This is a genomic window from Cloacibacillus sp. (assembly GCA_036655895.1).
Taxonomy (GTDB): Bacteria; Synergistota; Synergistia; order Synergistales; family Synergistaceae; genus JAVVPF01.
In genome coordinates this window covers 18,034-36,758 of sequence record JAVVPF010000031.1, presented here as the reverse complement: position 1 = coordinate 36,758, position 18,725 = coordinate 18,034, and the positions used below count along the sequence as shown (strand labels likewise).

Sequence of the window (18,725 nt, the reverse complement as noted above, 5' to 3'; positions counted from 1 at the left end):
TCATGCAGACCCGCAGCCCCCTGTCGATTAGTGTTGGCGCTTTAATCTTAACAGTTCGCTGGCCGGTCTGCTGCTTTTTTTATTGAGTCTGTAACAGAGGTATGGTAAACCTACACGCAAAAGACGTCCAGTGTCTTATTGACACTGGACGCTATAGTGGTTAATAATTCTTTCGGGACTGAGGACTAACTTCAGCCCAGACTATCTTGGATTTTTCACAGAAGTATATATTTACAGAGTTTTATTCACTGACTCCAATATTTACATTAGTAACTCACGATATAGATTACAATACCTGTACAGCAAATATCCTCACTTGCAATCCTGCCTTAAAATAAAATACAGAATATTCTAGTCCGATAAAAATAACCTAAACCTTTGCTTCACAACAGACAAAAGTTCAGCTTCCAGTCTCCCAATGGGGATTACGTTGTACACCTTAGAATAATGAACCTTTCTTGTCCTGTCTACACGGATATAAGAGCGCTTTGTCAGCCCGTTTTCCTTTAAAGGCCTAACCTCAACCTCCCACTCCGAGTTATGGCTTGCGGAGGTTATCCTGCTAAGGAATAAATAATCGCTCCCCTTGTACTGCCAAAAAAGCGCGGGACGCAATTTCTCTTCACCGCATTCATCGTAGGGGAACAGTACGATCAGGATATCGCCTTCATCATACGACATGGGCCAGCAACTCGCGAATATCGTCCTTATCGAGTGGCTCCGTCACGAAATCCCAGAACCGGTCCTCTTCCTCTTCCGACATCTCATGGCACAGCCTGTCGGCAAAATAACGCCGCATAGTCTCATTGCTGATAGCCGCGTTAAGGTGGATACTATGAGCTTCCTTCCACGGCAACTCGCCATGAGCCATATCCATGATTGCGATAGCGGAATAGGCGCCCTTTTGTCTCTTTACCAGACGCGCGATCCCCGCCGCTTTCTCATCCGTAAGGGAAAACGGAACAATGTCGGCCAGCGGAATATCGCACCTGCCATACTGCTTATATCTCCTGTAAACACTTGGAACGACTGGCCCGTAATGCCATGCCTCTATCTCTTCGGCAAACATCGGTTCACCTGTAAGCGCGAGCGAATATGCTTGACAATAGTAAAGCAACTTCTGCAGCTTCAGATTAGAAACATCCGATCCGTCGTCAATGCCATCCTCTCTGCTGATCGCGTCATCCCTGAAAAGGGACAGTAAATACCTTGCGACATCTTCTACATCCACCATTGCCATCCCCTCCTTACAAACATACAATGGTATAACATAAGTGATTTTACCTCTCTCTGTATAACGATTATACCATTACATGGTTTGAAAGACACATGTGACACATCTGATATAAAAATCAGCAAAAACACAAAAATGGCGGTTGAGCCTGTGAATTAAACTCTGTAAATATATCCTTCTGCGAAAAATTCAAGATAATCTGGGCTAAGTTAGTCCTCTGTCCCAAGAGAATTATTAACTACTATAGCGTCCAGTGTCAATAAGACACTGGACGTCTTTTTGCGCCGCCGCCTCTTTTGCTGTTTTTAGCTTACCGCGCTTCCGCGGCTTTTTTTATCAGGGCATTAAGCTCGCTGATGACGGCGGCTACGCGCGCGTCCGTCGCGGGGTTCTTCAGAGCGTCCGCCGCCTCTGTCTTTTTGCCCCAGTAGGCAAGCGACGCGTCTCTGTTCTGGTTGATGACGGCTCCGTCTACGGCCACTCCCGCAAAGAGCCCTTTGGCTATCGAATAGGTGTAGATGGAGGCCTGCGCGCGTCCGTCCGTTGCGGCGGAGAGATTGCGTCCCGTCGGGCCTGCCGCGATGCCCACGTCGGCGCCCAGCTTGAAGCTGTTGCCGCCCGTAAAGGCGTGAAGGCCGTTTTCGTTGGTGATGACCATGACGAGTCCTACCTGCTGGATGCCGATCTGAAGCCCGATGGAGCCTTCAAAGAGGCCGAAGAAGGCAGGCCCCGTCCATGTGCCGTCGTCGTTGTGGAGAAAGACGATCCCCTCACCTTTCTGACTTCCGGTGATGAAGCCGGTGCGCAGTATGTTGGGGAATATTGCCACGCCTTTTGCGCTTCTAAGTAGGTCGGCCATCGACAGCGCGTCCTCTTGAGCCGCCATCTCCCGAAGCAGCGCGGCCGAAAGGCGAATGCGTTTTTCGTGTGACTTCTCCGCGAAAGCGCCCCCAGCCAGTGTGAAAATAAACATGACCGCAAGCGCCGCTGTGATAAACCTGCCGTATTTCTTCATAGGTCTTCCTCCCGCAATGATCAAAGTGCCTCCCATTCTACAACTATCTGAGCCGTAGATACAGTAAAAAAGAGTGGTTCGTATGTATAAAAATTTAATTTTGCGTTGATATTGCTTCCGGCACTACATTCAGCGCCGCGTTTTTCTGCCGCATTTGCCAAATGGCGCGTCAGTGCATAGAATTAACTTGGCCTTCGTATATTTGTTCGGAGGCGAATCTGCTATGCGCTATGGAAGGAAGATCATACGATGAATGTAAACCTTGAAGGAATACCGGCAATGCTCCAAAAGGTGACCTTTGCCTCCCTGCTTCCCGCGCTCATTTATCTTGTTGCGGGAGTCGTCATAATACGCCTCCTCATGTCCGCCGCGTCGAAAGCGCTTGCGCGCTCCTCCGTTGAAAAGACGCTGCACAAGTTCCTGCTTACGATAGTAAGGCTCGTGCTATATTTCGTGCTCTTCATGACCGTGGCGGGCGCGCTTGGGATACAGATAACGTCATTCGTCGCAATACTGAGCGTGGCCGGACTGGCGCTGTCGCTGTCGTTGCAGGGCGTCCTTGCGAACCTGTCCAGCGGCATCATGCTTCTTTCGGTGAAGCCCTTCAAAGTCGGGGATTACGTCGAGGTGGGCGGAGTCTCCGGCACTGTGGACGAGATAGGCTTTATCTACACCCGCGTCTCCACGGTGGACAACAGACTTATCTTTATACCAAACAGCGAAGTCTCCAGCTCGAAGATAACAAACTTCACCAGCGAGACGAAACGCCGCGTCGATTTCCTCTTTAAAGCCTCCTACGATTCTCCGGCTGAGGCGGTAAAGGCGGCCGTAATGGACGCGGCGGCGCGCTTTCCGCAGATAATGGCGGAACCCGCGCCCTTTGTGCGCGTCAGCGCCTACGGAGAGTCGGCGGTGGAATACGCGGCGCGCTTCTGGTGTGCCACAGGCGACTACTGGGATATTTATCACGGCATCATGGAGGCGCTGCCGGCGGAGTACAAAAAGCACGGCGTCAGCATGAGCTACCCGCACCTGAACGTGCATGTTACGCGAAACGAGAGCGACGATAATTAAAAAATTAAAAATAAATCATGAAGGGACTGTTTTACTATGGAAACAAGAGATGATAAAGACAAAAAGGCCGTAGGCTTCGTCGGCACCGGCGTGATGGGCTCAAGCATGGCGGGGCATCTGCTTGCCGCGGGCAATGAGGTGCACGTTTACAACCGTACGAAGGAACGCGCGGCGTCGCTGATTTCGGCGGGCGCCGTCTGGGAGGCGAGCCCCGCCGAACTTGCCGCGAAATGCGACGTCATCTTTACTATCGTTGGCTTTCCGAAGGACGTTGAAGAGGTATATCTTGGAAAAGGCGGCCTCATAGCCAACGCGAAGCCTGGTGCGCTGCTCGTGGACATGACCACCTCAAGCCCGAAGCTTGCGCGCAAGTTGCACGACGCGGGCAAAAAGGCGGGGCTGTCAGTAATGGACGCGCCTGTCACAGGCGGCGACAAGGGAGCGCGCGATGCGGCGCTTACGATATTTACGGGCGGCGACAAGGCGGACTTTGAACGCGCGCTGCCGTACTTCAAGACGATGGGGCGCACGGTGAAGCTGATGGGCGGCGCGGGCGACGGACAGAACGCGAAGCTTGCAAACCAGATAGTGATAGCCGGCACCATGACCGGAATGTGCGAGGCGCTCGCCTTTGCCAAGAGCTGCGGCCTTGACGCCGAAGACTTCATCGAAGCGGCGTCCGGAGGATCCGCCGCCACGTGGAGCCTCCAGAACTACGGCCCGCGCATCCTGCGCGGCGACTTTGAGCCTGGTTTCTTCATCAAGCACTACATCAAGGACATGAAGCTCGCAGAAGAGGCGGCCGACCAGATGGAGCTTGACCTGCCCGCGCTTTCGACGACGCGCGAGCTCTACGAGGAACTTGCGGAAGGCGGCTACGAAAACAAAGGAACGCAGGCGCTCTACTGCCTGTACGACCCAGAAGAGGAATAACCGCGCTTCTTTAGAAATATAACAAAGCTGCCGCGCGGCGCGCCGTTTGACGCGTCGCGCGGCAGCTTTGTCGTATGGAAAAATAAAAATGCATGTGGGTTGCATTATGAAAGACGGAGGTATATAATCCAGATGTATTGATACTTAGTTGCAGTTTAACCATCTTTAAGGAGTGGATGTTATGAAGAAGTTGTCTTTAACATTATGCGCGGTCGTCTGCGCGGTTGCGGTATTTGCGGCGCAGGCTGCGTACGCCGCGGAGCTTTCCGTCTTTGCCGCGGCCTCTATGACTGAGTCGATGAATCAGATAGCGGAGATGTACAAGAAGGTCGACCCGAACGTAAAGCTCGTCTTTAATTTCGATTCAAGCGGAACGCTGAAGACGCAGATAGAACAGGGCGCCGAGTGCGACATCTTCATATCGGCGGGGCAGAAGCAGATGAACCAGATAAACGATAAATTCGTGCTGCCCGGCTCACGCTTCAACATCGTAGCGAACAGAGTCGTCCTGATAGTGCCGAAGGGCAAGAATCCGACGAAGATAAACAGCTTCGCGGACGTCGTCACCGATAAGGTGAAGCTCATAGCCCTTGGCAACTCCGACGTTCCCGTGGGCCAGTATTCCGTTGAGATATTTAAGAACATGGGACTGTGGGACAAGCTGACCGCCGAAAATAAAATAACCTACGCCAGCAACGTCAAGGAAGTCCTCGCGCAGACTGCGGCGGCCGCCGTCTCCTGCGGCGTCGTCTACAGCACGGACGCGGCTACATCCAAGGCCGTTCAGGTGGTGGCCGACGCGCCGAAGGATACGCATAAGCCGATAGTTTACCCGGCTGCGATATTGAATGACGCAAAAGACAAGGCGGCCGCAGAGGCCTTCGTGAAATATTTGAAGAGCGCGCCCTGCTCCAAAGTTTTCAAGAAAATCGGGTTTGCCATCCCCGAGAAATAAATATATTTGAACTCTCCTCTCTTCTCGTGACGGAGCCGGTACGCAGCCGGCTCCTTTTATGATTGACAAATGTTATGTGGTAATTTGCAGGAGCTGATTATGCGGTATGGACTGGTTTCCACTTTATAACTCGCTGCGCATTGCGGGCATCTCCACGGTAATTACATTTTTTTCGGGCATTTGCGCCGCCTATTACATCTCTCGCGCGCCTCGCTTTGCGAAGGGCGTGCTTGACTGTGTTCTCACTTTGCCTCTGGTGCTGCCGCCGACCGTCGTCGGCTTTTTTCTTTTGATGATGCTGGGGCCACTCGGCCCCGTCGGTTCGTTCATGCTTGAGGCCTTTAACGTCAGGCTCACTATGACCTGGTATTCCGCGATATTCGCGACGGCCATCGTCAGCTTTCCTTTGATGTACCGCACCGTCAGAGGCGCCTTTGACGGTTTTGACAAGACTCTCATATACAGCGCCCGCACGCTGGGGCTATCCGACACCTTCATCTTCTGGCGCGTGCTGCTTCCGAACTGCCGCGACGGCATAATTGCGGCTACGGTGCTCGCTTTCGCGCGCGCCCTTGGCGAATACGGCGCCACTACGATGATAACGGGCTACATCCCCGGGCGCACGGCTACTATCTCGACCACCGTCTATCAGCTGTGGCGCGAAGGCAACGACGCGCTCGCCTACAAATGGGTGGCGGTCAACCTCGTCATTTCGTTCATCGTGCTAGTCGCGGTCAACATGCTGGAGACGAGCTTCCGGCAGCCTAAGGGCCGGGCCGCCGGGCAGTCGCTTACGGACGAGTTTGAAGAAAGGCGCGCGTAAAGATGACTGTAAAGGTTCGCATAAAAAAACGGCTCGGAGCGTTTGCGCTCGACGTTGAGTTTGAAGGCGGCAATGAGGTGCTTGCGCTGCTTGGCGGCTCCGGCTGCGGCAAAAGCATGACGCTGCGCTGTATCGCCGGCATCGTGACGCCCGACGAAGGGCATATCGAGGTAAACGGCGTCGTCTATTTCGATTCGAAAAAACGCGTAAACATGAAGCCGCAGCAGCGCAGAAGCGGGCTGCTCTTCCAGAATTACGCGCTATTTCCCAATATGACGACGAAGCAGAATATAATGACGGTCTTCGAGCACGGCGCGGGCGGAGCCGCCGCGAAGGACGAACGCTACGCCGAGATAGCGCGGAAGTTTTATCTGACGGGGCTTGACGACCATTACCCGCGGCAGCTCTCCGGCGGACAGCAGCAGCGCGTCGCCATTGCGCGTGGCATAGTGAACCGCGCGCCTATACTGATGGCGGACGAGCCTACCGGCAACCTCGACTCAAAGACGAGCGACGAGATAATGGCGCTCTTTCGCCGGCTCAACGACGACGGCATGACGATAATCCTGGTCACGCACGAGTACGACGTCGCCTCCTACGCGAAGCGGATACTGCACTTCCGCGACGGGCGCATAATGAAAGACGAGATAAACGAAAGAAGGCGCGAGGCATGATAGCCGTATCCGAAGTATTTGCCGCGTCGCTCACGGCGCTGCGCCGCAACAAAACGCGCTCTATGCTCACAGCGCTTGGGATAATAATAGGTGTAGCCGCCGTCATCGCCGCCTTCGCGGTAGGCGCCGGCGCCAACAAAAGCATAGACGAACAGATATCGTCGTTCGGCAGCAACTTCATCATGGTCTTTCCGGACAGGTCGGCCCGTTCGACGACCGGAATCACGCGTTACCTCACCTACGACGACGCGCAGGCGATAGAAAAAGAGGTCTCAGGCGTGGAGGCCGTAGCTCCCATGATAAACATGTCGGCTATGCTCATCTACGGCAACACAAACTGGAGCAGCAGCGTCATCGGCAGCACGCAGGCCTATTCAAACGTGCAGGACCGGAACATGGAGCGCGGGCGCGACATCAACGAAAGCGACGTGCGCCAGGGCGCGAAGGTCGCCGTAATAGGCAAGACGGTCGAAGACAAGCTCTTTAACGGAGACAACGCGATCGGCAAGTCGATACGAGTAAACAAAATACCGTTCACAATAGTTGGAGTATACGAGGGCAAAGGCCAGTCCGCCAACGGCACCGACCAGGACGATTTCATCCTCGTGCCGCTCACAGCGGCGCAGCGCAGGCTCGTACGCTGGAAGACGGCGGGGCGCATCGGAAACGTATACATAAAAGGCGTGTCAATGGAGGCGCTCTCCTATATACAGAACGAAACGGAGAGCCTGCTCCGCGAGCGCCACAAAATAAAATCCGGCGAGGCGGACGACTTCGCGGTGCGCAACGTCTCGCAAATGCTGGAGGCGCGGCGCAAGACGACTACGATAATGTCCATGCTGCTTGGTTCGATAGCCTTTATATCGCTTGTGGTGGGCGGCATAGGCATCATGAACATAATGCTCGTCTCCGTCACGGAGCGCACGCGAGAGATTGGGATAAGGATGGCCGTCGGCGCTACGGAAAAAGACATTCGTATGCAGTTTCTGATAGAGGCGGTCGTGCTCTCCATGATAGGAGGCTCCATCGGGATAATGCTGGGCGTAGTCACGGGCTATCTGCTTTCTTCGTTCACTGCGGCGCCGCCCGTTTTTACAGTGACCTCGATAGTGCTCGCCTTTGTATTTTCCGCGGCGGTGGGCGTAGGCTTCGGCTATTACCCGGCCTACAAAGCGTCTTTGCTGAACCCGATAGACGCGCTGAAATACGAATAAAAACAATAACCGCACGAGAGAAGGAAAGAGGGCGCAAAATATGCCGTTTCCCCTTCTCTCATATCCGCTGAATACGTTTTTTCGGATAAAACTTCTGGTATAATACTAAATGTATGCGCTGGGCGCAGAAAAGATCAAGTATAAGCGAGGTAGCTCATTGTTTGAGATCTTTCACGAAATAAACTGGATACTTCTTGGAACGCTGATCGTCGTCAGCGCTCTCGTGTCGTGGGCGGGAGACGTCATCGGCATGAAGCTCGGCAAGAAACGTATCACCTTCCTTAAATTAAGGCCGAAATACACCTCACGCATAATTTCCGTGCTCACAGGCGTAGGCATAGCCATCGCAACGCTCTTTGTGCTGAGCGCGGCCTCCGAGCAGGTGCGCACCGCGCTCTTCAGTATGCAGTTCGTACAGAAGCAGGTGACGACGCTTACGGAGGAGCTTCAGAAAAACAGGAACAACCTTGGGCAGATGCAGATAGATTTATTTGAGAGCCGCGGCGACCTCTCCGAAAAGCAAAACGAGCTTACGCGAGTGGAGGACGAACTTGCCGCCGGCACTAAAAACCTCGCGGCCGCGAGAAAGCAGCTTTCAGAAATGAAAGAGCTGCGCAAGAAGACCGAGGCTGAGCAGGCAGTTTTGCAGAAGGAAAAGACCGCGCTGCTTGCGGAAAGCAAAAAGCTCGACGCCTCCGTGAAACAGCTCAAAGCTGAGTCGGACAAATTAAAATCAGGCATACAGAAGCTGCGCGAGGGCCGCATCGCCGCCTTCACAGGAGAAATATTGGCGCAGGGAGTGCTTTCAGACTCCATCATCACCGCCCAGCAGGTTGACATGTTTGTCTCCCGCCTCAAAACGGAGGCGCGCGCGCTGCTTGCCTATCGCTTCGGCAAAAAACCGGACGGCGTAAAAATGCCCGACATTTCCAAAGAATCTATAGAGCGCGTAAAAGACAAACTTACGCACAACCCCGGCCGCTGGCTGCTGCGCGTCACGGCGCTAGGCAACGCCGTAGAGGGAGAGGCCGTCCGCTCGCAGATAGAATGCTACAAATCGCGCCTCGTTTATAAACAAAACACCGTGCTCTACACGCATGATTTCACGCCTGACGCGCCGCGTCAGAAAATAGAGGAGACGGTATTTCAGGCGCTGAAACAGCTGAACCAGAAGGCCGTAGGCGACGGCGTCATGAAAGACCCGATAACCGGCAACGTCGGTTCAATAGACACAAGCGAATTTGTCGCGGCGCTGGACAAGATAGAGCAGGACACAAAGGCGATAAGGCTTGAGATACTCACAGCAGAGGATGTCTACAGCGAAGGTCCGCTGCGCGTGAAGTTTGTGCTGAAAACGAAGAACTGACATGATCAATCCAACGGAAAGAAGATAATAAAATGCTTATATTAGCCTGTCAAAAATGCGGAGAACTTAAGGTGCTGGCCGGCTCGCCGGACGCAAACGGTTCTGCGCGCGCCATGTGGACCTGTTCCAAATGCGGCGCAGGACAACTGCTTGAACTCACCGTGACAAAGGACGCCAAACGCGGCGACCTCAGGAAGATAATAGGAGGGCTTGCGCTCTCGCCGAAGAGAATAAACAGAAGAACGCAGTTTGCGAACGACGGATTTTCAGATGACGCAAAATCCTGAGTATCTCTTTTACGACAGCAAGCTGGCCGTCTCGCCGGAGGAGCTGCAGGACCTTTACCGCTTCACGCGGTGGGGCCGCAGCCGCTCTCTGGAACAGATAGCTAAAATGCTGGAGGGCACCAGCATGTGTTTTTCGATACGCCACAACGGGCGTCTCATCGCCTTCTGCCGGATGCTGACGGACTTCGTCTTTCGCGGATCTCTGTGGGACATCCTCGTTCACCCCGACTATCAGGGCAAAGGGCTTGGCTCTCAACTTCTTGAATACGCGCTGGGCCATCCGGCCATCAAACATGTTCCGGTGATAGTCACCTACACCAGCGAGCTGACCGTATTTATGGGCAAGCTCGGCTTTGAGCCGCGTGAGGGATTGATGATACTTCAGCGCTGCCCGATGGAATATTCGTAGGAAACGACCGCAAAAGCCGCTATCTTCTGTGCAGTAAAATTATTACGGGGCCTTCGGAAAAGCGCGCGCTTTCAAGCGCCTCCGCAGAAAACGGCGCCGGGCAAGGTTTTTCAAACGGATAGGTGAAGGTAAGCCTTCCGTTTTTTACTTTTTTTAGCTCAGTGCTTTTTTGCAGTTCTAAGAAAAGCTTCGCGTATTCTTCCTGACGTGCGTCGGAAAAAGCAAGAACGCCGTTTTTGGTTTTTAAAGAAAAGGCAGCCTTCTGCGGGCTTCTTGAGTTCCAGCCGGACTCAGCCTCCGCGCTTATCGCGCGAGCGCCGTCGCTCGTATTTTTGATGGCGACGCTCACCACATAATTTCCGGGCATGGCTCTGTGATCGACGATAAAACGCACCTCGCCCTCTTTATCGACAAGCGAGGCGAGCGCGCCGTCTTTCTCCGCGGCCTGGGACGCGACCAGCGCCGCGCTTACGGCAAGCGCCCTGCATTGCAGCTGCTCGTGCGCCTCATAACCGCGCTTCGTAGCTATCCGGTAGCCGATGAAGACGAACGAGGCGAGCACTGCGGTAATAAATAAATACTTTGCGGCGATAGCCGCCGCGTGCGAAATTTTTATCATAGCGCCCATATTATAACAGCATTGCGCGCCATTTATGCTAAAATTGAAAAAGGTGATGCAAATGGACAACTCGAATACAAATCAACCGGATGCTCCTGTAAGGATAAACATAGATCAGCAGGACGGCGAAAACATCGTTCGCGACGAGGTGTGGCTCATGTGCACCGTCGTGAAATGGCTCTTCTTCGCCGTCATGACGGGCGGCGCGGTAGGCCTTGCCTGCGGCGGTTTTCTGCTCGCGCTCAAATATTCTATGAAAGCGGCCTTTTCTCTCGGCTTCTGGCATTATCTGCTGCTCTTTCCAGGGCTTATGATAAGCTACCTGCTCATACGGCTGCTCGCGCCGCAGTCCGCGGGACACGGCACCGAATCCGTCATTGACGCCATCCACAACACGAAGCGTACCGTCATCGACGTAAAGGCCGTTCCAGTTAAAATTATAGCCACAATAATCACCATCTCCTCCGGCGGCTCCGTCGGCATCGAAGGGCCGTGCGCTCAGATAGGTTCCGGCGTCTCATACTTTCTTGGAAAAATATTCAAGCTTGACGAGGCCGACCTGAAAAAAATAATAATCTGCGGCATTGCGGCCGGCTTCTGCGCGGTATTCGGCACTCCCGTCACGGGCGCGCTCTTTGCCGTCGAAGTGCTCTTCGTGGGGCAGATATTCTACGACGTTCTTTTCCCCGCCCTAATAAGCGGCATCACGGGATACCTCACGGCTGCGGCCATAGGCGCGGGACACCTTCCCTCCTACGCCGTCTCCATTCCTACGGTGGCGCCATTCATGCTCATCAAGGTGCTGCTTGCTGGCGTCTTCTTCGGCCTCATCTCCATCATGAACATAGAGAGCATTCAGTTTATAAACAGGCTCTTCGTGCGCTACAACATAAAAACGTGGAAGCGCCCGCTTGTAGGCGCCGCGCTCCTGCTTGTAATCGGTCTTTTATTTGGGCGAGATTATCTCGGCCTCGGCAGCGACGTCATTCAATCAATGGTGGACGGCGAGGCGAAACTTCCGCTCGGCTTCATCATCAAGGCGGCCGCTATGGGCATAACCCTCTCCGCCGGAGGCTGCGGCGGAGAAATAACGCCGACGTTTTTCATTGGCGCCTCCGCGGGGCTGCTCTTTTCGATAGTCTTTGGCATAGACCCGCCGCTTGGCGCGGCGCTCGGCGTCTGCGCCGTGCTCGCCGGCTCCACGAACACGCCAATATCAGGCACGATTCTCGCAATGGAGCTTTTCGGCGCGCCGATTGCGGCGTTTGCCGGCATAGCCTGTGCGGTCTCCTACCTTGTGGCGGGGCACAGAAGCCTCTATCCTACACAGGTGCTGCTTTCTCCGAAATCACGCACCTTCTTCATCAGAAAGACGGAAAGCGGCGAGCTGCTTGTGAGGAGATTCGACAGCATATCGTCCGCCAGGATAATAAAATTCTTCGCGGAGCGTATCAAAAACAGAATAATAGAAAGGAAACGCTGATGAACTGGGAAAAAATGCGCAAAATGCTGAACCGCGTTCTTACAGTATTTGCGGCAGTAATGATGGCGGTATGGGTGTGGAAATTTTTCGGCCCCGGCAGCCTTACCACGCGCAGAAACGGAATGGCGGCGCTTGGCAGGTCGGGAATGGATTTTTCGACTCTCTTTTGGATATCAATAGCCGTCGTCTGCTGCGGCTACCTGCTCTGGCGCTTCATGGGATGGCTCTTTTACAGGAAATATTTTCATCAGGACCCGCCTGACGACGGCAAATAATAGTTAAAGGCTCTCTACCTCGTGGTACTCGGCCACCTCGATGCCCTTTTCTTCCGCCACGGCCTTCACCTTTTCCAGGTCGCCGCACGGATAGCCGCAGGCGAGCCCGCAGCTTGCGGAAAGCTGGCGCGGCACAGGGACTATCTTAACGCTGAGGCCGGCCGCGCGGCACGCCTTTTCAAAAAAGAGAGCCATGTGCGTAGTATCAAAAGTTGCAAGACATTCCATTCTATTGTTCCTCCAAAAGCTGTCGTCTTTATATTCACCGTCTATTTTTATCACATATCTTCGAGAACATAAACAGCAAATCGGCGGCCCTTGGTCAACGGGACAAAAGCGCCTTCATTTGCGCTAAAGACGAAGAAAAGAGGAGGCGCGCAAAACAGGTAAAACACGTGGACTTTATTTGAAAAAAAGGGTAAAATACACAAGTTAAACGCAGAAGGATATTGAAATCTTTCTGCATTTTAAGAGGAGGAAATTTCATGATTTCAAGAAAGATAGTTATGGCAGTAATGATCGCGGCAATGTCTGCGTTCGTGATGGCGGGTTCGGCCTTTGCGGCGGACGTGATCGGCACAATCAGCACACAGAAGATAATGTTCCAGCACCCGAAGTTCGAGCAGGTGCAGAAGCAGCTTAAAGACATCTCCGCCAAGCTCCAGAAGGACGCCCAGGGCGCAATAGACAAAGAGAGCGACGACAAGAAAAAGGCTCAGATCTATCAGTCAAAGCGTCAGGAGCTCGCCCAGCAGGAGCAGAAGCTGATGCAGCCGCTCTTCCAGGACATCAACATCGCAATCAGAACGGTCGCCAACCAGAAGAAGCTGACAGTCGTCGTTGACAAAGAAGCCGTATTCTACGGCGGAATCGACATCACAGACGCGGTCATCGCCGAACTCAAAAAGAAGTAAAAATCTCTGCGGCTAAAATACGCGGCGTTCCTGAAAAGGCGCGCCGCTTTTTTTATGCGCAAAATGCTATACTAATAAAAAATATTGTTATACGGAGGCGGAATATAATGGCAGAGAAATTGGAGCTTTCGCTTGTACAGATAGATATCCCGGAGGACGCGAACGTCATCGTAGGGCAGAGCCACTTCATAAAATCCGTTGAAGATCTTTTCGAGGCGATGATAACGGCGGCCCCTGGCATCGAGTTCGGCATCGCCTTCTGCGAGGCCTCCGGCGACTGCCTCGTGAGGCACGACGGAAACGATAAAGAAATGGAAGCGGCGGCCATAGCGAACGCGCAAAAAATAAACGCGGGGCACGTATTCAATATTGTAATGCGCAAAGGCTACCCGATAAACGTCCTAAACAGAATAAAATCCGTGCAGGAGGTCTGCTCTATTTTCGCCGCGACCGCAAACCCGCTCCAGCTCGTCATTGCGGAATCGGAGCAGGGGCGCGGCGTGATGGGCGTTATCGACGGAGGCGCGACGAAGGGCGTTGAGGACGAAGAAGGCCAGGCGTGGCGCAGGATGCTGCTGCGCGACATCATCGGCTACAAGAGATAAAATTTGCCCGCGAAATAAAACAACAATAAAGCGAGCGTTCTTTCGTCTGAAAGAACGCTCGCTTTTTAAATTTCCAGATGTTTTTTCTTTCCCAAGATTGCACCGGCTGCGACGCACAGCGCAGATACGGCAAGTCCGGCAAAGAGCGGGTCGGAGGGGAGGCCGCAGAAGGCCCAGATAAGCATCCCGGCAAGTCCGCCCGCGCTTGCGGCGAGCGCCCACGGCGCGGAGAGCAGCCCAGGCTTCAGCACAGCCATGACGAACGGGAAAAACGTCCCCGCCCCGCGAAGGCCCATGCTGAGAAAACTCAGGTCGAGTATCATCGTCCCCGCCGAGCCCAGCCCTATCAGCGTCGCCGCGATTATCATTACCGCGACGAGCGCCTGCTGGATTTCATTTGTGCGGTGCGCGTAACGCGACATCAGTTTTTTGGGGATGAAGTTCTTCGTTATGTTGGTCGCGATGCCGAGTATCAGCCCGGCGGCGCAGCCGATGACGGTGATAAGCACTCCGCCCCAGATGAGGCCGCCTACGACTGGCGGAAAAGAATCCATGATGAACCACGAAAGCACCTTGTCGGGCGCGATGCGCACGCCGGCCGCCCTAACCGAAAGGCCGACCCACGCGCCAAGCAGCCCCATCGGAGGCATGAGCAGCGCGGAGGCGAAGGCGCCTGCGCGCGCGGCCTGTGCGTCTTTGGCGGCGGCGAAGGACTGTATATATATCTGCGTCGTGAATACGCCTACGATCATCGAGGCCAGATACCCCATCTCCGGCACAAAGCCGCGCCCGAACGGATTAAACCACGGTGCGAAGCCAAGCTTCGAATATACCGCGCAAACGCCGCCGCTGTGATGCCACGCGGCTCCCGCGCAGAGCGCGAGCACTATATATAAAATAAATATCTTGGCCGTCCCGAGCGTAGAAAAACTTTTCATGCCGCCCGCCGCAATAAAGCCCCATATTGCGAAGGCCGCGACCAGGGCGGCCTGCCAGCCGGAAAGCGGGATGACGCCGCGAATGAGCGCGATACAGGCGAGAAACTGCGCGCATATCGAAATAAAGGTGCCTATAGAGGACGAGACGGTGGCGGTGAAGGCGATGGCCGCGCCGCAGCGCGAGCCGGCGCCTCCGTAGCTTTTTTCAAGGTAGTCCGCGATCGTCGTGATCTCAGACCGGCGCAGCGGAACGGCGAAGCGAAGTCCAAGCAGCAGACAGCCTATCCCGCCGCCGAGAGTGAACCACCACGCGGTAAGCCCGCTGCTGTAGGCCATCTGCGCCGTGCCTACAGTGGATGCTCCTCCGACGAGCGCTCCAAGCAGAATGCCGGTGACGCCGGCCGCGCCCGCCTTCCTTCCGCCGAGGCTGAAATCTTTTTTCGACGTTCCTCTGCTTCCTATAATGACGCCCGCGCCTACGAAAAGAACAAGCAAAGCTGCGGCTGAAAAGTAAAATATCTGCAACAAAACCACTTCCTGTCAAATTTGATTCATATATTACATCAAAATTTATTGATTGTGCCTCCTTTGCGCACTTGTTTTTATCTCCTGTCTTTGTTATTCTTTACACAATGAGTTTGGTTATAGCAAAGACTTACAAATAAAGTATCAGGGGGCAGAAAAAATGACCTTGCAGGAACTGGCGTCACTGCTTGACGCCAAGAATATTTCTACCGAAGACGATCTTAACAGCATTGTGATAAACAACGCCTATGCCTGTGATCTAATGAGCGATGTGCTCGCCTTCTGTACGCCGGGTTCACTGCTTTTGACCGGGCTTACAAATGTGCAGATCGTCAGGACGGCGCAGATGCTCGACATACCCGCGATAGTTTTTGTCCGCGGTAAGGTGCCTCTCGACGAGACCGTGCAGTTGGCGAGAGAGAACGGCATCCCAATTCTCCTTACAAGATACAGCATGTTTGAGTCATGCGGTATTTTGTTTGCAAAGGGCATGAAACCGAGCATCCAGATGCAGGAGATTTAAATAATGGGAGCCCCTGTCTGTCTTGAATACAGAATTGAGGGCAATGATTTTATGGTTGCGGGCGCAGCCTCGAACAATATAAAAAATACCCTCAAAATGCTAGGAATAGCCTCGGACATATGTCGGCGCGTGGCGATAATCACCTATGAGTCCGAAATAAACCTCGTCATCCACGCGGGCGGCGGCATTCTTCAGGCCATCATCTCCGAAGACCATGTAGACCTCGTCGCAAAGGACGAAGGCCCGGGCATACCCGATATAAGCAAAGCCATGATCGAAGGTTACAGCACCGCGACGGAAGAGGCGCGAGAGATGGGCTTTGGCGCCGGCATGGGCCTGCCGAACATCAAAAGGAACTGCGATGAGTTTGATATAGAATCCACAATTGGAAAGGGCACTACGTTAAAGTGCGTGGTATATTTTCCTCAAAATTAGACAAACGAGGTGAATGACGATGCTTCACAGCGTTAAGATTTCAAGAGAGGCCTGCCAGGGCTGCGTCAACTGTATCAAGGTCTGTCCTGTGGAGGCCATACGTGTAGTTGACGGTGAAATAAGCATCATGGGCGAGCTCTGCATAGACTGCGGCGAATGTCTGCGCTCCTGCCACCGGCAGGCGCTCGGCATTGAGGAGGACGATTGGAACCGCATCAAAGAATCCTCAAGGGTGACGCTCATCCCCGACCCCGTCTTTTTTTCTCAATTCAGCCATTATAACGACCCGGCGCAGCTTGTGGACGTGCTGCAATCGCTTGACTTCAACCTTCTTATAGACGAGCTGGAGGAGGCCTTTGACCTCTGCTCCTACGCGAGCGCGCAGATGATATCGCGCACTCCCGCCTCGCAGCTTCCTCTCATCTCCTCGTACTGCCCGTCGGTGCTGAGGCTCATACAGTCGCGTTTCCCGGAACTTCTGCCGCGCGTCGTGCACGTCTGCTCGCCGCTTGAACTTGCGGCCGACCTGTGGCGCATGAGGACCAACACAACGGCGCCGGTCACGCTGCTTGCGCCCTGTTCTTCAAAGATAACGATGAAGCGTGAACCACAGGGCAGAGAACAGTCGCCGATAGAGCAGGCCGTCACAGTGCGCCGCGTGGCGCGCAGCATCATGGCAAGCAACGTCTCGCCGGCGCCGAGTCACACGCCGCGAGAGCGCAACGGCCGCTGGGTGCAGTGGGCGCGGCGCGGCGGAGAAGCGAAGCACATACAGGCCTTCTCAGATAAAAAACTGACGATGCTTGCCGTATCTGGAATGAGAAACACGCTTGACGTCTTGCAGGAGCTTGAACTGGGCCGCCTGCGTTCCGTAGACTTTATAGAATGCCGTATATGCGACACCGGATGCGTTGGCGGCATAGGCACAGCCGACTCGCGTTTTCTTGCGAACCTGCGGCTGAACAACATGAAAACGAACTGGGAAATAACGCCGAAGGACCTCCGCCGCGTCGAAGGACTTTACGCGATGGACTTCTGGATGGTGACGAAAGAATTTTCACCGCGTCCAAGGCTGCCGCTTTCGGACAACGTGGCGGACGCCATGGTGAAGCTCCAGCAGATGAAAGAAATATACTCGGGCCTTCCGCACATCGACTGCGGCTCCTGCGGACGTCCGTCGTGCCAGGCGATGGCGGAGGAGATAGTGCGCGGACACGGCTCCGTCACAGACTGCATCTTCAAACTTCGCGAAGGCATATCTTCGCTTGCGAATAAAATAGTGACTCTTTCTGAGTCACAGCCGCAGACTCTTAAAAGAAGGGGTGGATCAAATTGACAGTAAGCGAACTTTGCAGCGCGCTTGGCGGAGAGGTCCAGTGCGCCGGCGCCGGCGAAAGAGAGATAACAGAGGCTATAGCGGGCGACCTTTTGAGCTTCATAATGGGCGTGGCGCGCGAGGGCGCGGCCTGGGTGACGATACAGGCCCACCTCAACGTGGCCGCTGTGGCGGTGCTGAAAGACCTTCCAATAATAATCATAGCGGCGGGGCGCAAGGCCCCGGACGACCTGCTTGAACGCTGCAATACAGAAAACATAACGGTGCTCTCCGTTCCCGAGAGCCTTTATGAGGTCTGTGCGAAGATGCACGCGCTGGGGCTTAAGGGCTAGACGCTTGCTGAAGCCCTTTTGGGTAGACCTTCATATACACACGCTGCTTTCGCCGTGCGGCGAGCTTGAGATGGGCGCGCCGGAAATTGTGGACGGCGCACGTGAAGCGGGGCTTGACATCATAGGCATAGCTGACCACAATACCTGTGAAAATTTTCCCGGCATATCAGAGGCCGCCGGAGGAAATCCTGTCGTCATCCCCTGCATAGAGACGCAGAGCGCTGAAGACATACACATCCTCTCCGTCTTCCCAAATTACGAAACCGCACTCTGTTATAAAGAATGGCTCTGGAAACGTATCAGGCCGATAAAAAACAACGTCGACAACTTCGGCTATCAGATAGTGGTGGACGCGCGCAACGAAATAATAAAAGAAGAAGAAGTGCTGCTCATACAGGGCGCCGGCTACGAAGTGGACGAGATCGTGGCAAAGCTGCACAGCGTGGGCGCGCTTGCGATACTGGCGCATGTGGACCGTCCAGCCTTTTCGTATCCGGCGGCGCTCGGCCCCATGCCGCCCGATTATCCGGCGGACGCCTTTGAGCTCTCCCGCAGGCTCAGCCACGACGAAGCCGAAGAATGGCGGCAGCGTTATCCGGGACGCGCCTTCATAAGGTCGTCCGACTCCCATTCTCTTGAGACGCTCTCCCGCGCCAACTGCACAAAGATGATGCTTGAGGCGCCCACCTTCGATGAAATAAAAAAGGCGCTCAAAAATGAAGACGGAAGAAGGATCTCATGGCCCTGGGGCTAAAC

General features: G+C 54.3%; 24 protein-coding genes. 18 read left to right on the top strand and 6 right to left on the bottom strand.

What is annotated here, in order from left to right:
• Positions 1-351: 351 nt before the first annotated feature.
• From RRY12_10160 to RRY12_10150, 3 genes are all read right to left on the bottom strand, one after another.
• On the bottom strand, positions 352-681 hold the full coding sequence (locus RRY12_10160) for a type II toxin-antitoxin system PemK/MazF family toxin (GenBank protein ID MEG2185031.1): 330 nt from the start codon (positions 679-681) through the stop codon (positions 352-354).
• Entirely contained in the window at positions 671-1,234 is a 564-nt protein-coding gene (locus RRY12_10155) for a DUF4065 domain-containing protein (protein ID MEG2185030.1), read from the bottom strand. The genes RRY12_10160 and RRY12_10155 overlap by 11 nt, the downstream gene beginning before the upstream one ends.
• A 310-nt stretch (positions 1,235-1,544) precedes the next feature.
• Complete coding sequence (locus RRY12_10150; protein ID MEG2185029.1) at positions 1,545-2,249, bottom strand: lipid-binding SYLF domain-containing protein; 705 nt, start codon at positions 2,247-2,249, stop codon at positions 1,545-1,547.
• A 249-nt stretch (positions 2,250-2,498) separates the two neighbouring features.
• Between RRY12_10150 and RRY12_10145 the strand changes: the two genes are divergently transcribed.
• From RRY12_10145 to RRY12_10105, 9 genes are all read left to right on the top strand, one after another.
• Entirely contained in the window at positions 2,499-3,323 is an 825-nt protein-coding gene (locus RRY12_10145; protein ID MEG2185028.1) for a mechanosensitive ion channel family protein, read from the top strand.
• A 36-nt stretch (positions 3,324-3,359) separates the two neighbouring features.
• A complete protein-coding gene (locus RRY12_10140) occupies positions 3,360-4,256 on the top strand; it encodes an NAD(P)-dependent oxidoreductase (GenBank protein MEG2185027.1) in 897 nt (298 codons plus the stop codon).
• A gap of 181 nt (positions 4,257-4,437) precedes the next feature.
• On the top strand, positions 4,438-5,211 hold the full coding sequence (gene modA / locus RRY12_10135; protein ID MEG2185026.1) for a molybdate ABC transporter substrate-binding protein: 774 nt from the start codon (positions 4,438-4,440) through the stop codon (positions 5,209-5,211).
• A gap of 106 nt (positions 5,212-5,317) precedes the next feature.
• On the top strand, positions 5,318-6,034 hold the full coding sequence (gene modB / locus RRY12_10130) for a molybdate ABC transporter permease subunit (GenBank protein MEG2185025.1): 717 nt from the start codon (positions 5,318-5,320) through the stop codon (positions 6,032-6,034).
• 2 nt (positions 6,035-6,036) lie between these two features.
• A complete protein-coding gene (locus tag RRY12_10125) occupies positions 6,037-6,708 on the top strand; it encodes an ABC transporter ATP-binding protein (GenBank protein ID MEG2185024.1) in 672 nt (223 codons plus the stop codon).
• Complete coding sequence (locus RRY12_10120) at positions 6,705-7,922, top strand: ABC transporter permease (protein MEG2185023.1); 1,218 nt, start codon at positions 6,705-6,707, stop codon at positions 7,920-7,922. The genes RRY12_10125 and RRY12_10120 overlap by 4 nt, the downstream gene beginning before the upstream one ends.
• Positions 7,923-8,079: 157 nt before the next feature.
• Positions 8,080-9,288 (top strand): DUF3084 domain-containing protein, encoded by a 1,209-nt coding sequence (locus RRY12_10115; protein MEG2185022.1) that lies wholly within the window; start codon positions 8,080-8,082, stop codon positions 9,286-9,288.
• 32 nt (positions 9,289-9,320) lie between these two features.
• Positions 9,321-9,575: an alcohol dehydrogenase gene (locus tag RRY12_10110; GenBank protein ID MEG2185021.1), complete on the top strand. Its 255-nt coding sequence runs from the start codon at positions 9,321-9,323 to the stop codon at positions 9,573-9,575.
• Complete coding sequence (locus RRY12_10105; protein ID MEG2185020.1) at positions 9,559-9,984, top strand: GNAT family N-acetyltransferase; 426 nt, start codon at positions 9,559-9,561, stop codon at positions 9,982-9,984. The genes RRY12_10110 and RRY12_10105 overlap by 17 nt, the downstream gene beginning before the upstream one ends.
• Before the next feature lie 19 nt (positions 9,985-10,003).
• On the opposite strand, the gene RRY12_10100 is transcribed toward RRY12_10105, so the two are convergent.
• Positions 10,004-10,603 (bottom strand): hypothetical protein, encoded by a 600-nt coding sequence (locus RRY12_10100; GenBank protein ID MEG2185019.1) that lies wholly within the window; start codon positions 10,601-10,603, stop codon positions 10,004-10,006.
• 61 nt (positions 10,604-10,664) lie between these two features.
• On the opposite strand from RRY12_10100, the gene RRY12_10095 reads away from it, so the two are divergent.
• Positions 10,665-12,086 (top strand): chloride channel protein, encoded by a 1,422-nt coding sequence (locus RRY12_10095; GenBank protein ID MEG2185018.1) that lies wholly within the window; start codon positions 10,665-10,667, stop codon positions 12,084-12,086.
• Positions 12,086-12,361 (top strand): hypothetical protein, encoded by a 276-nt coding sequence (locus RRY12_10090; GenBank protein ID MEG2185017.1) that lies wholly within the window; start codon positions 12,086-12,088, stop codon positions 12,359-12,361. Before RRY12_10095 ends, RRY12_10090 begins: the two co-directional genes overlap by 1 nt.
• Positions 12,362-12,364: 3 nt before the next feature.
• Here RRY12_10090 and RRY12_10085 read toward each other — a convergent pair whose 3' ends face one another.
• The gene (locus RRY12_10085) at positions 12,365-12,589 is read right to left on the bottom strand and encodes a DUF3343 domain-containing protein (protein MEG2185016.1); all 225 of its coding nucleotides are present in this window, start codon (positions 12,587-12,589) and stop codon (positions 12,365-12,367) included.
• Between the two features lie 257 nt (positions 12,590-12,846).
• Between RRY12_10085 and RRY12_10080 the strand changes: the two genes are divergently transcribed.
• Both RRY12_10080 and RRY12_10075 read left to right on the top strand, forming a co-directional pair.
• The gene (locus RRY12_10080) at positions 12,847-13,275 is read left to right on the top strand and encodes an OmpH family outer membrane protein (GenBank protein ID MEG2185015.1); all 429 of its coding nucleotides are present in this window, start codon (positions 12,847-12,849) and stop codon (positions 13,273-13,275) included.
• Between the two features lie 107 nt (positions 13,276-13,382).
• The gene (locus tag RRY12_10075) at positions 13,383-13,880 is read left to right on the top strand and encodes an adenosine-specific kinase (GenBank protein MEG2185014.1); all 498 of its coding nucleotides are present in this window, start codon (positions 13,383-13,385) and stop codon (positions 13,878-13,880) included.
• 65 nt (positions 13,881-13,945) lie between these two features.
• Here the strand turns inward: RRY12_10075 and RRY12_10070 are convergent, their stop codons facing one another.
• Complete coding sequence (locus tag RRY12_10070) at positions 13,946-15,343, bottom strand: sodium:solute symporter family protein (GenBank protein ID MEG2185013.1); 1,398 nt, start codon at positions 15,341-15,343, stop codon at positions 13,946-13,948.
• Positions 15,344-15,503: 160 nt separating this feature from the next.
• Between RRY12_10070 and RRY12_10065 the strand changes: the two genes are divergently transcribed.
• Genes RRY12_10065 through RRY12_10045 form a run of 5 tightly spaced genes read left to right on the top strand, consistent with a single transcriptional unit; the run spans position 15,504 to position 18,723 of the window.
• Positions 15,504-15,866 carry a transcriptional regulator gene (locus RRY12_10065; protein ID MEG2185012.1) on the top strand — a complete coding sequence of 121 codons (363 nt, stop codon included), beginning with the start codon at positions 15,504-15,506 and terminating at the stop codon, positions 15,864-15,866.
• Positions 15,867-15,869: 3 nt separating this feature from the next.
• Positions 15,870-16,301 carry an ATP-binding protein gene (locus RRY12_10060; protein MEG2185011.1) on the top strand — a complete coding sequence of 144 codons (432 nt, stop codon included), beginning with the start codon at positions 15,870-15,872 and terminating at the stop codon, positions 16,299-16,301.
• 19 nt (positions 16,302-16,320) lie between these two features.
• Positions 16,321-17,637, top strand: coding sequence for a [Fe-Fe] hydrogenase large subunit C-terminal domain-containing protein (locus RRY12_10055; GenBank protein MEG2185010.1), 1,317 nt, complete (start codon positions 16,321-16,323; stop codon positions 17,635-17,637).
• The gene (locus RRY12_10050) at positions 17,634-17,969 is read left to right on the top strand and encodes a serine kinase (GenBank protein MEG2185009.1); all 336 of its coding nucleotides are present in this window, start codon (positions 17,634-17,636) and stop codon (positions 17,967-17,969) included. Before RRY12_10055 ends, RRY12_10050 begins: the two co-directional genes overlap by 4 nt.
• A gap of 4 nt (positions 17,970-17,973) precedes the next feature.
• Positions 17,974-18,723 carry a histidinol-phosphatase gene (locus RRY12_10045; GenBank protein MEG2185008.1) on the top strand — a complete coding sequence of 250 codons (750 nt, stop codon included), beginning with the start codon at positions 17,974-17,976 and terminating at the stop codon, positions 18,721-18,723.
• The last annotated feature ends 2 nt before the right edge of the window (positions 18,724-18,725 follow it).

Excerpts from the sequence above, each read along its gene's own strand:
- RRY12_10160 (MEG2185031.1), bottom strand. The coding sequence starts at position 681 with ATGTCGTATGATGAAGGCGATATCCTGATCGTACTGTTCCCCTACGAT.
- RRY12_10155 (MEG2185030.1), bottom strand. The coding sequence starts at position 1,234 with ATGGTGGATGTAGAAGATGTCGCAAGGTATTTACTGTCCCTTTTCAGG.
- RRY12_10150 (MEG2185029.1), bottom strand. The coding sequence starts at position 2,249 with ATGAAGAAATACGGCAGGTTTATCACAGCGGCGCTTGCGGTCATGTTT.
- RRY12_10145 (MEG2185028.1), top strand. The coding sequence starts at position 2,499 with ATGAATGTAAACCTTGAAGGAATACCGGCAATGCTCCAAAAGGTGACC.
- RRY12_10140 (MEG2185027.1), top strand. The coding sequence starts at position 3,360 with ATGGAAACAAGAGATGATAAAGACAAAAAGGCCGTAGGCTTCGTCGGC.
- modA (MEG2185026.1), top strand. The coding sequence starts at position 4,438 with ATGAAGAAGTTGTCTTTAACATTATGCGCGGTCGTCTGCGCGGTTGCG.
- modB (MEG2185025.1), top strand. The coding sequence starts at position 5,318 with ATGGACTGGTTTCCACTTTATAACTCGCTGCGCATTGCGGGCATCTCC.
- RRY12_10125 (MEG2185024.1), top strand. The coding sequence starts at position 6,037 with ATGACTGTAAAGGTTCGCATAAAAAAACGGCTCGGAGCGTTTGCGCTC.
- RRY12_10120 (MEG2185023.1), top strand. The coding sequence starts at position 6,705 with ATGATAGCCGTATCCGAAGTATTTGCCGCGTCGCTCACGGCGCTGCGC.
- RRY12_10110 (MEG2185021.1), top strand. The coding sequence starts at position 9,321 with ATGCTTATATTAGCCTGTCAAAAATGCGGAGAACTTAAGGTGCTGGCC.
- RRY12_10105 (MEG2185020.1), top strand. The coding sequence starts at position 9,559 with ATGACGCAAAATCCTGAGTATCTCTTTTACGACAGCAAGCTGGCCGTC.
- RRY12_10100 (MEG2185019.1), bottom strand. The coding sequence starts at position 10,603 with ATGATAAAAATTTCGCACGCGGCGGCTATCGCCGCAAAGTATTTATTT.
- RRY12_10095 (MEG2185018.1), top strand. The coding sequence starts at position 10,665 with ATGGACAACTCGAATACAAATCAACCGGATGCTCCTGTAAGGATAAAC.
- RRY12_10090 (MEG2185017.1), top strand. The coding sequence starts at position 12,086 with ATGAACTGGGAAAAAATGCGCAAAATGCTGAACCGCGTTCTTACAGTA.
- RRY12_10085 (MEG2185016.1), bottom strand. The coding sequence starts at position 12,589 with ATGGAATGTCTTGCAACTTTTGATACTACGCACATGGCTCTCTTTTTT.
- RRY12_10080 (MEG2185015.1), top strand. The coding sequence starts at position 12,847 with ATGATTTCAAGAAAGATAGTTATGGCAGTAATGATCGCGGCAATGTCT.
- RRY12_10075 (MEG2185014.1), top strand. The coding sequence starts at position 13,383 with ATGGCAGAGAAATTGGAGCTTTCGCTTGTACAGATAGATATCCCGGAG.
- RRY12_10065 (MEG2185012.1), top strand. The coding sequence starts at position 15,504 with ATGACCTTGCAGGAACTGGCGTCACTGCTTGACGCCAAGAATATTTCT.
- RRY12_10060 (MEG2185011.1), top strand. The coding sequence starts at position 15,870 with ATGGGAGCCCCTGTCTGTCTTGAATACAGAATTGAGGGCAATGATTTT.
- RRY12_10055 (MEG2185010.1), top strand. The coding sequence starts at position 16,321 with ATGCTTCACAGCGTTAAGATTTCAAGAGAGGCCTGCCAGGGCTGCGTC.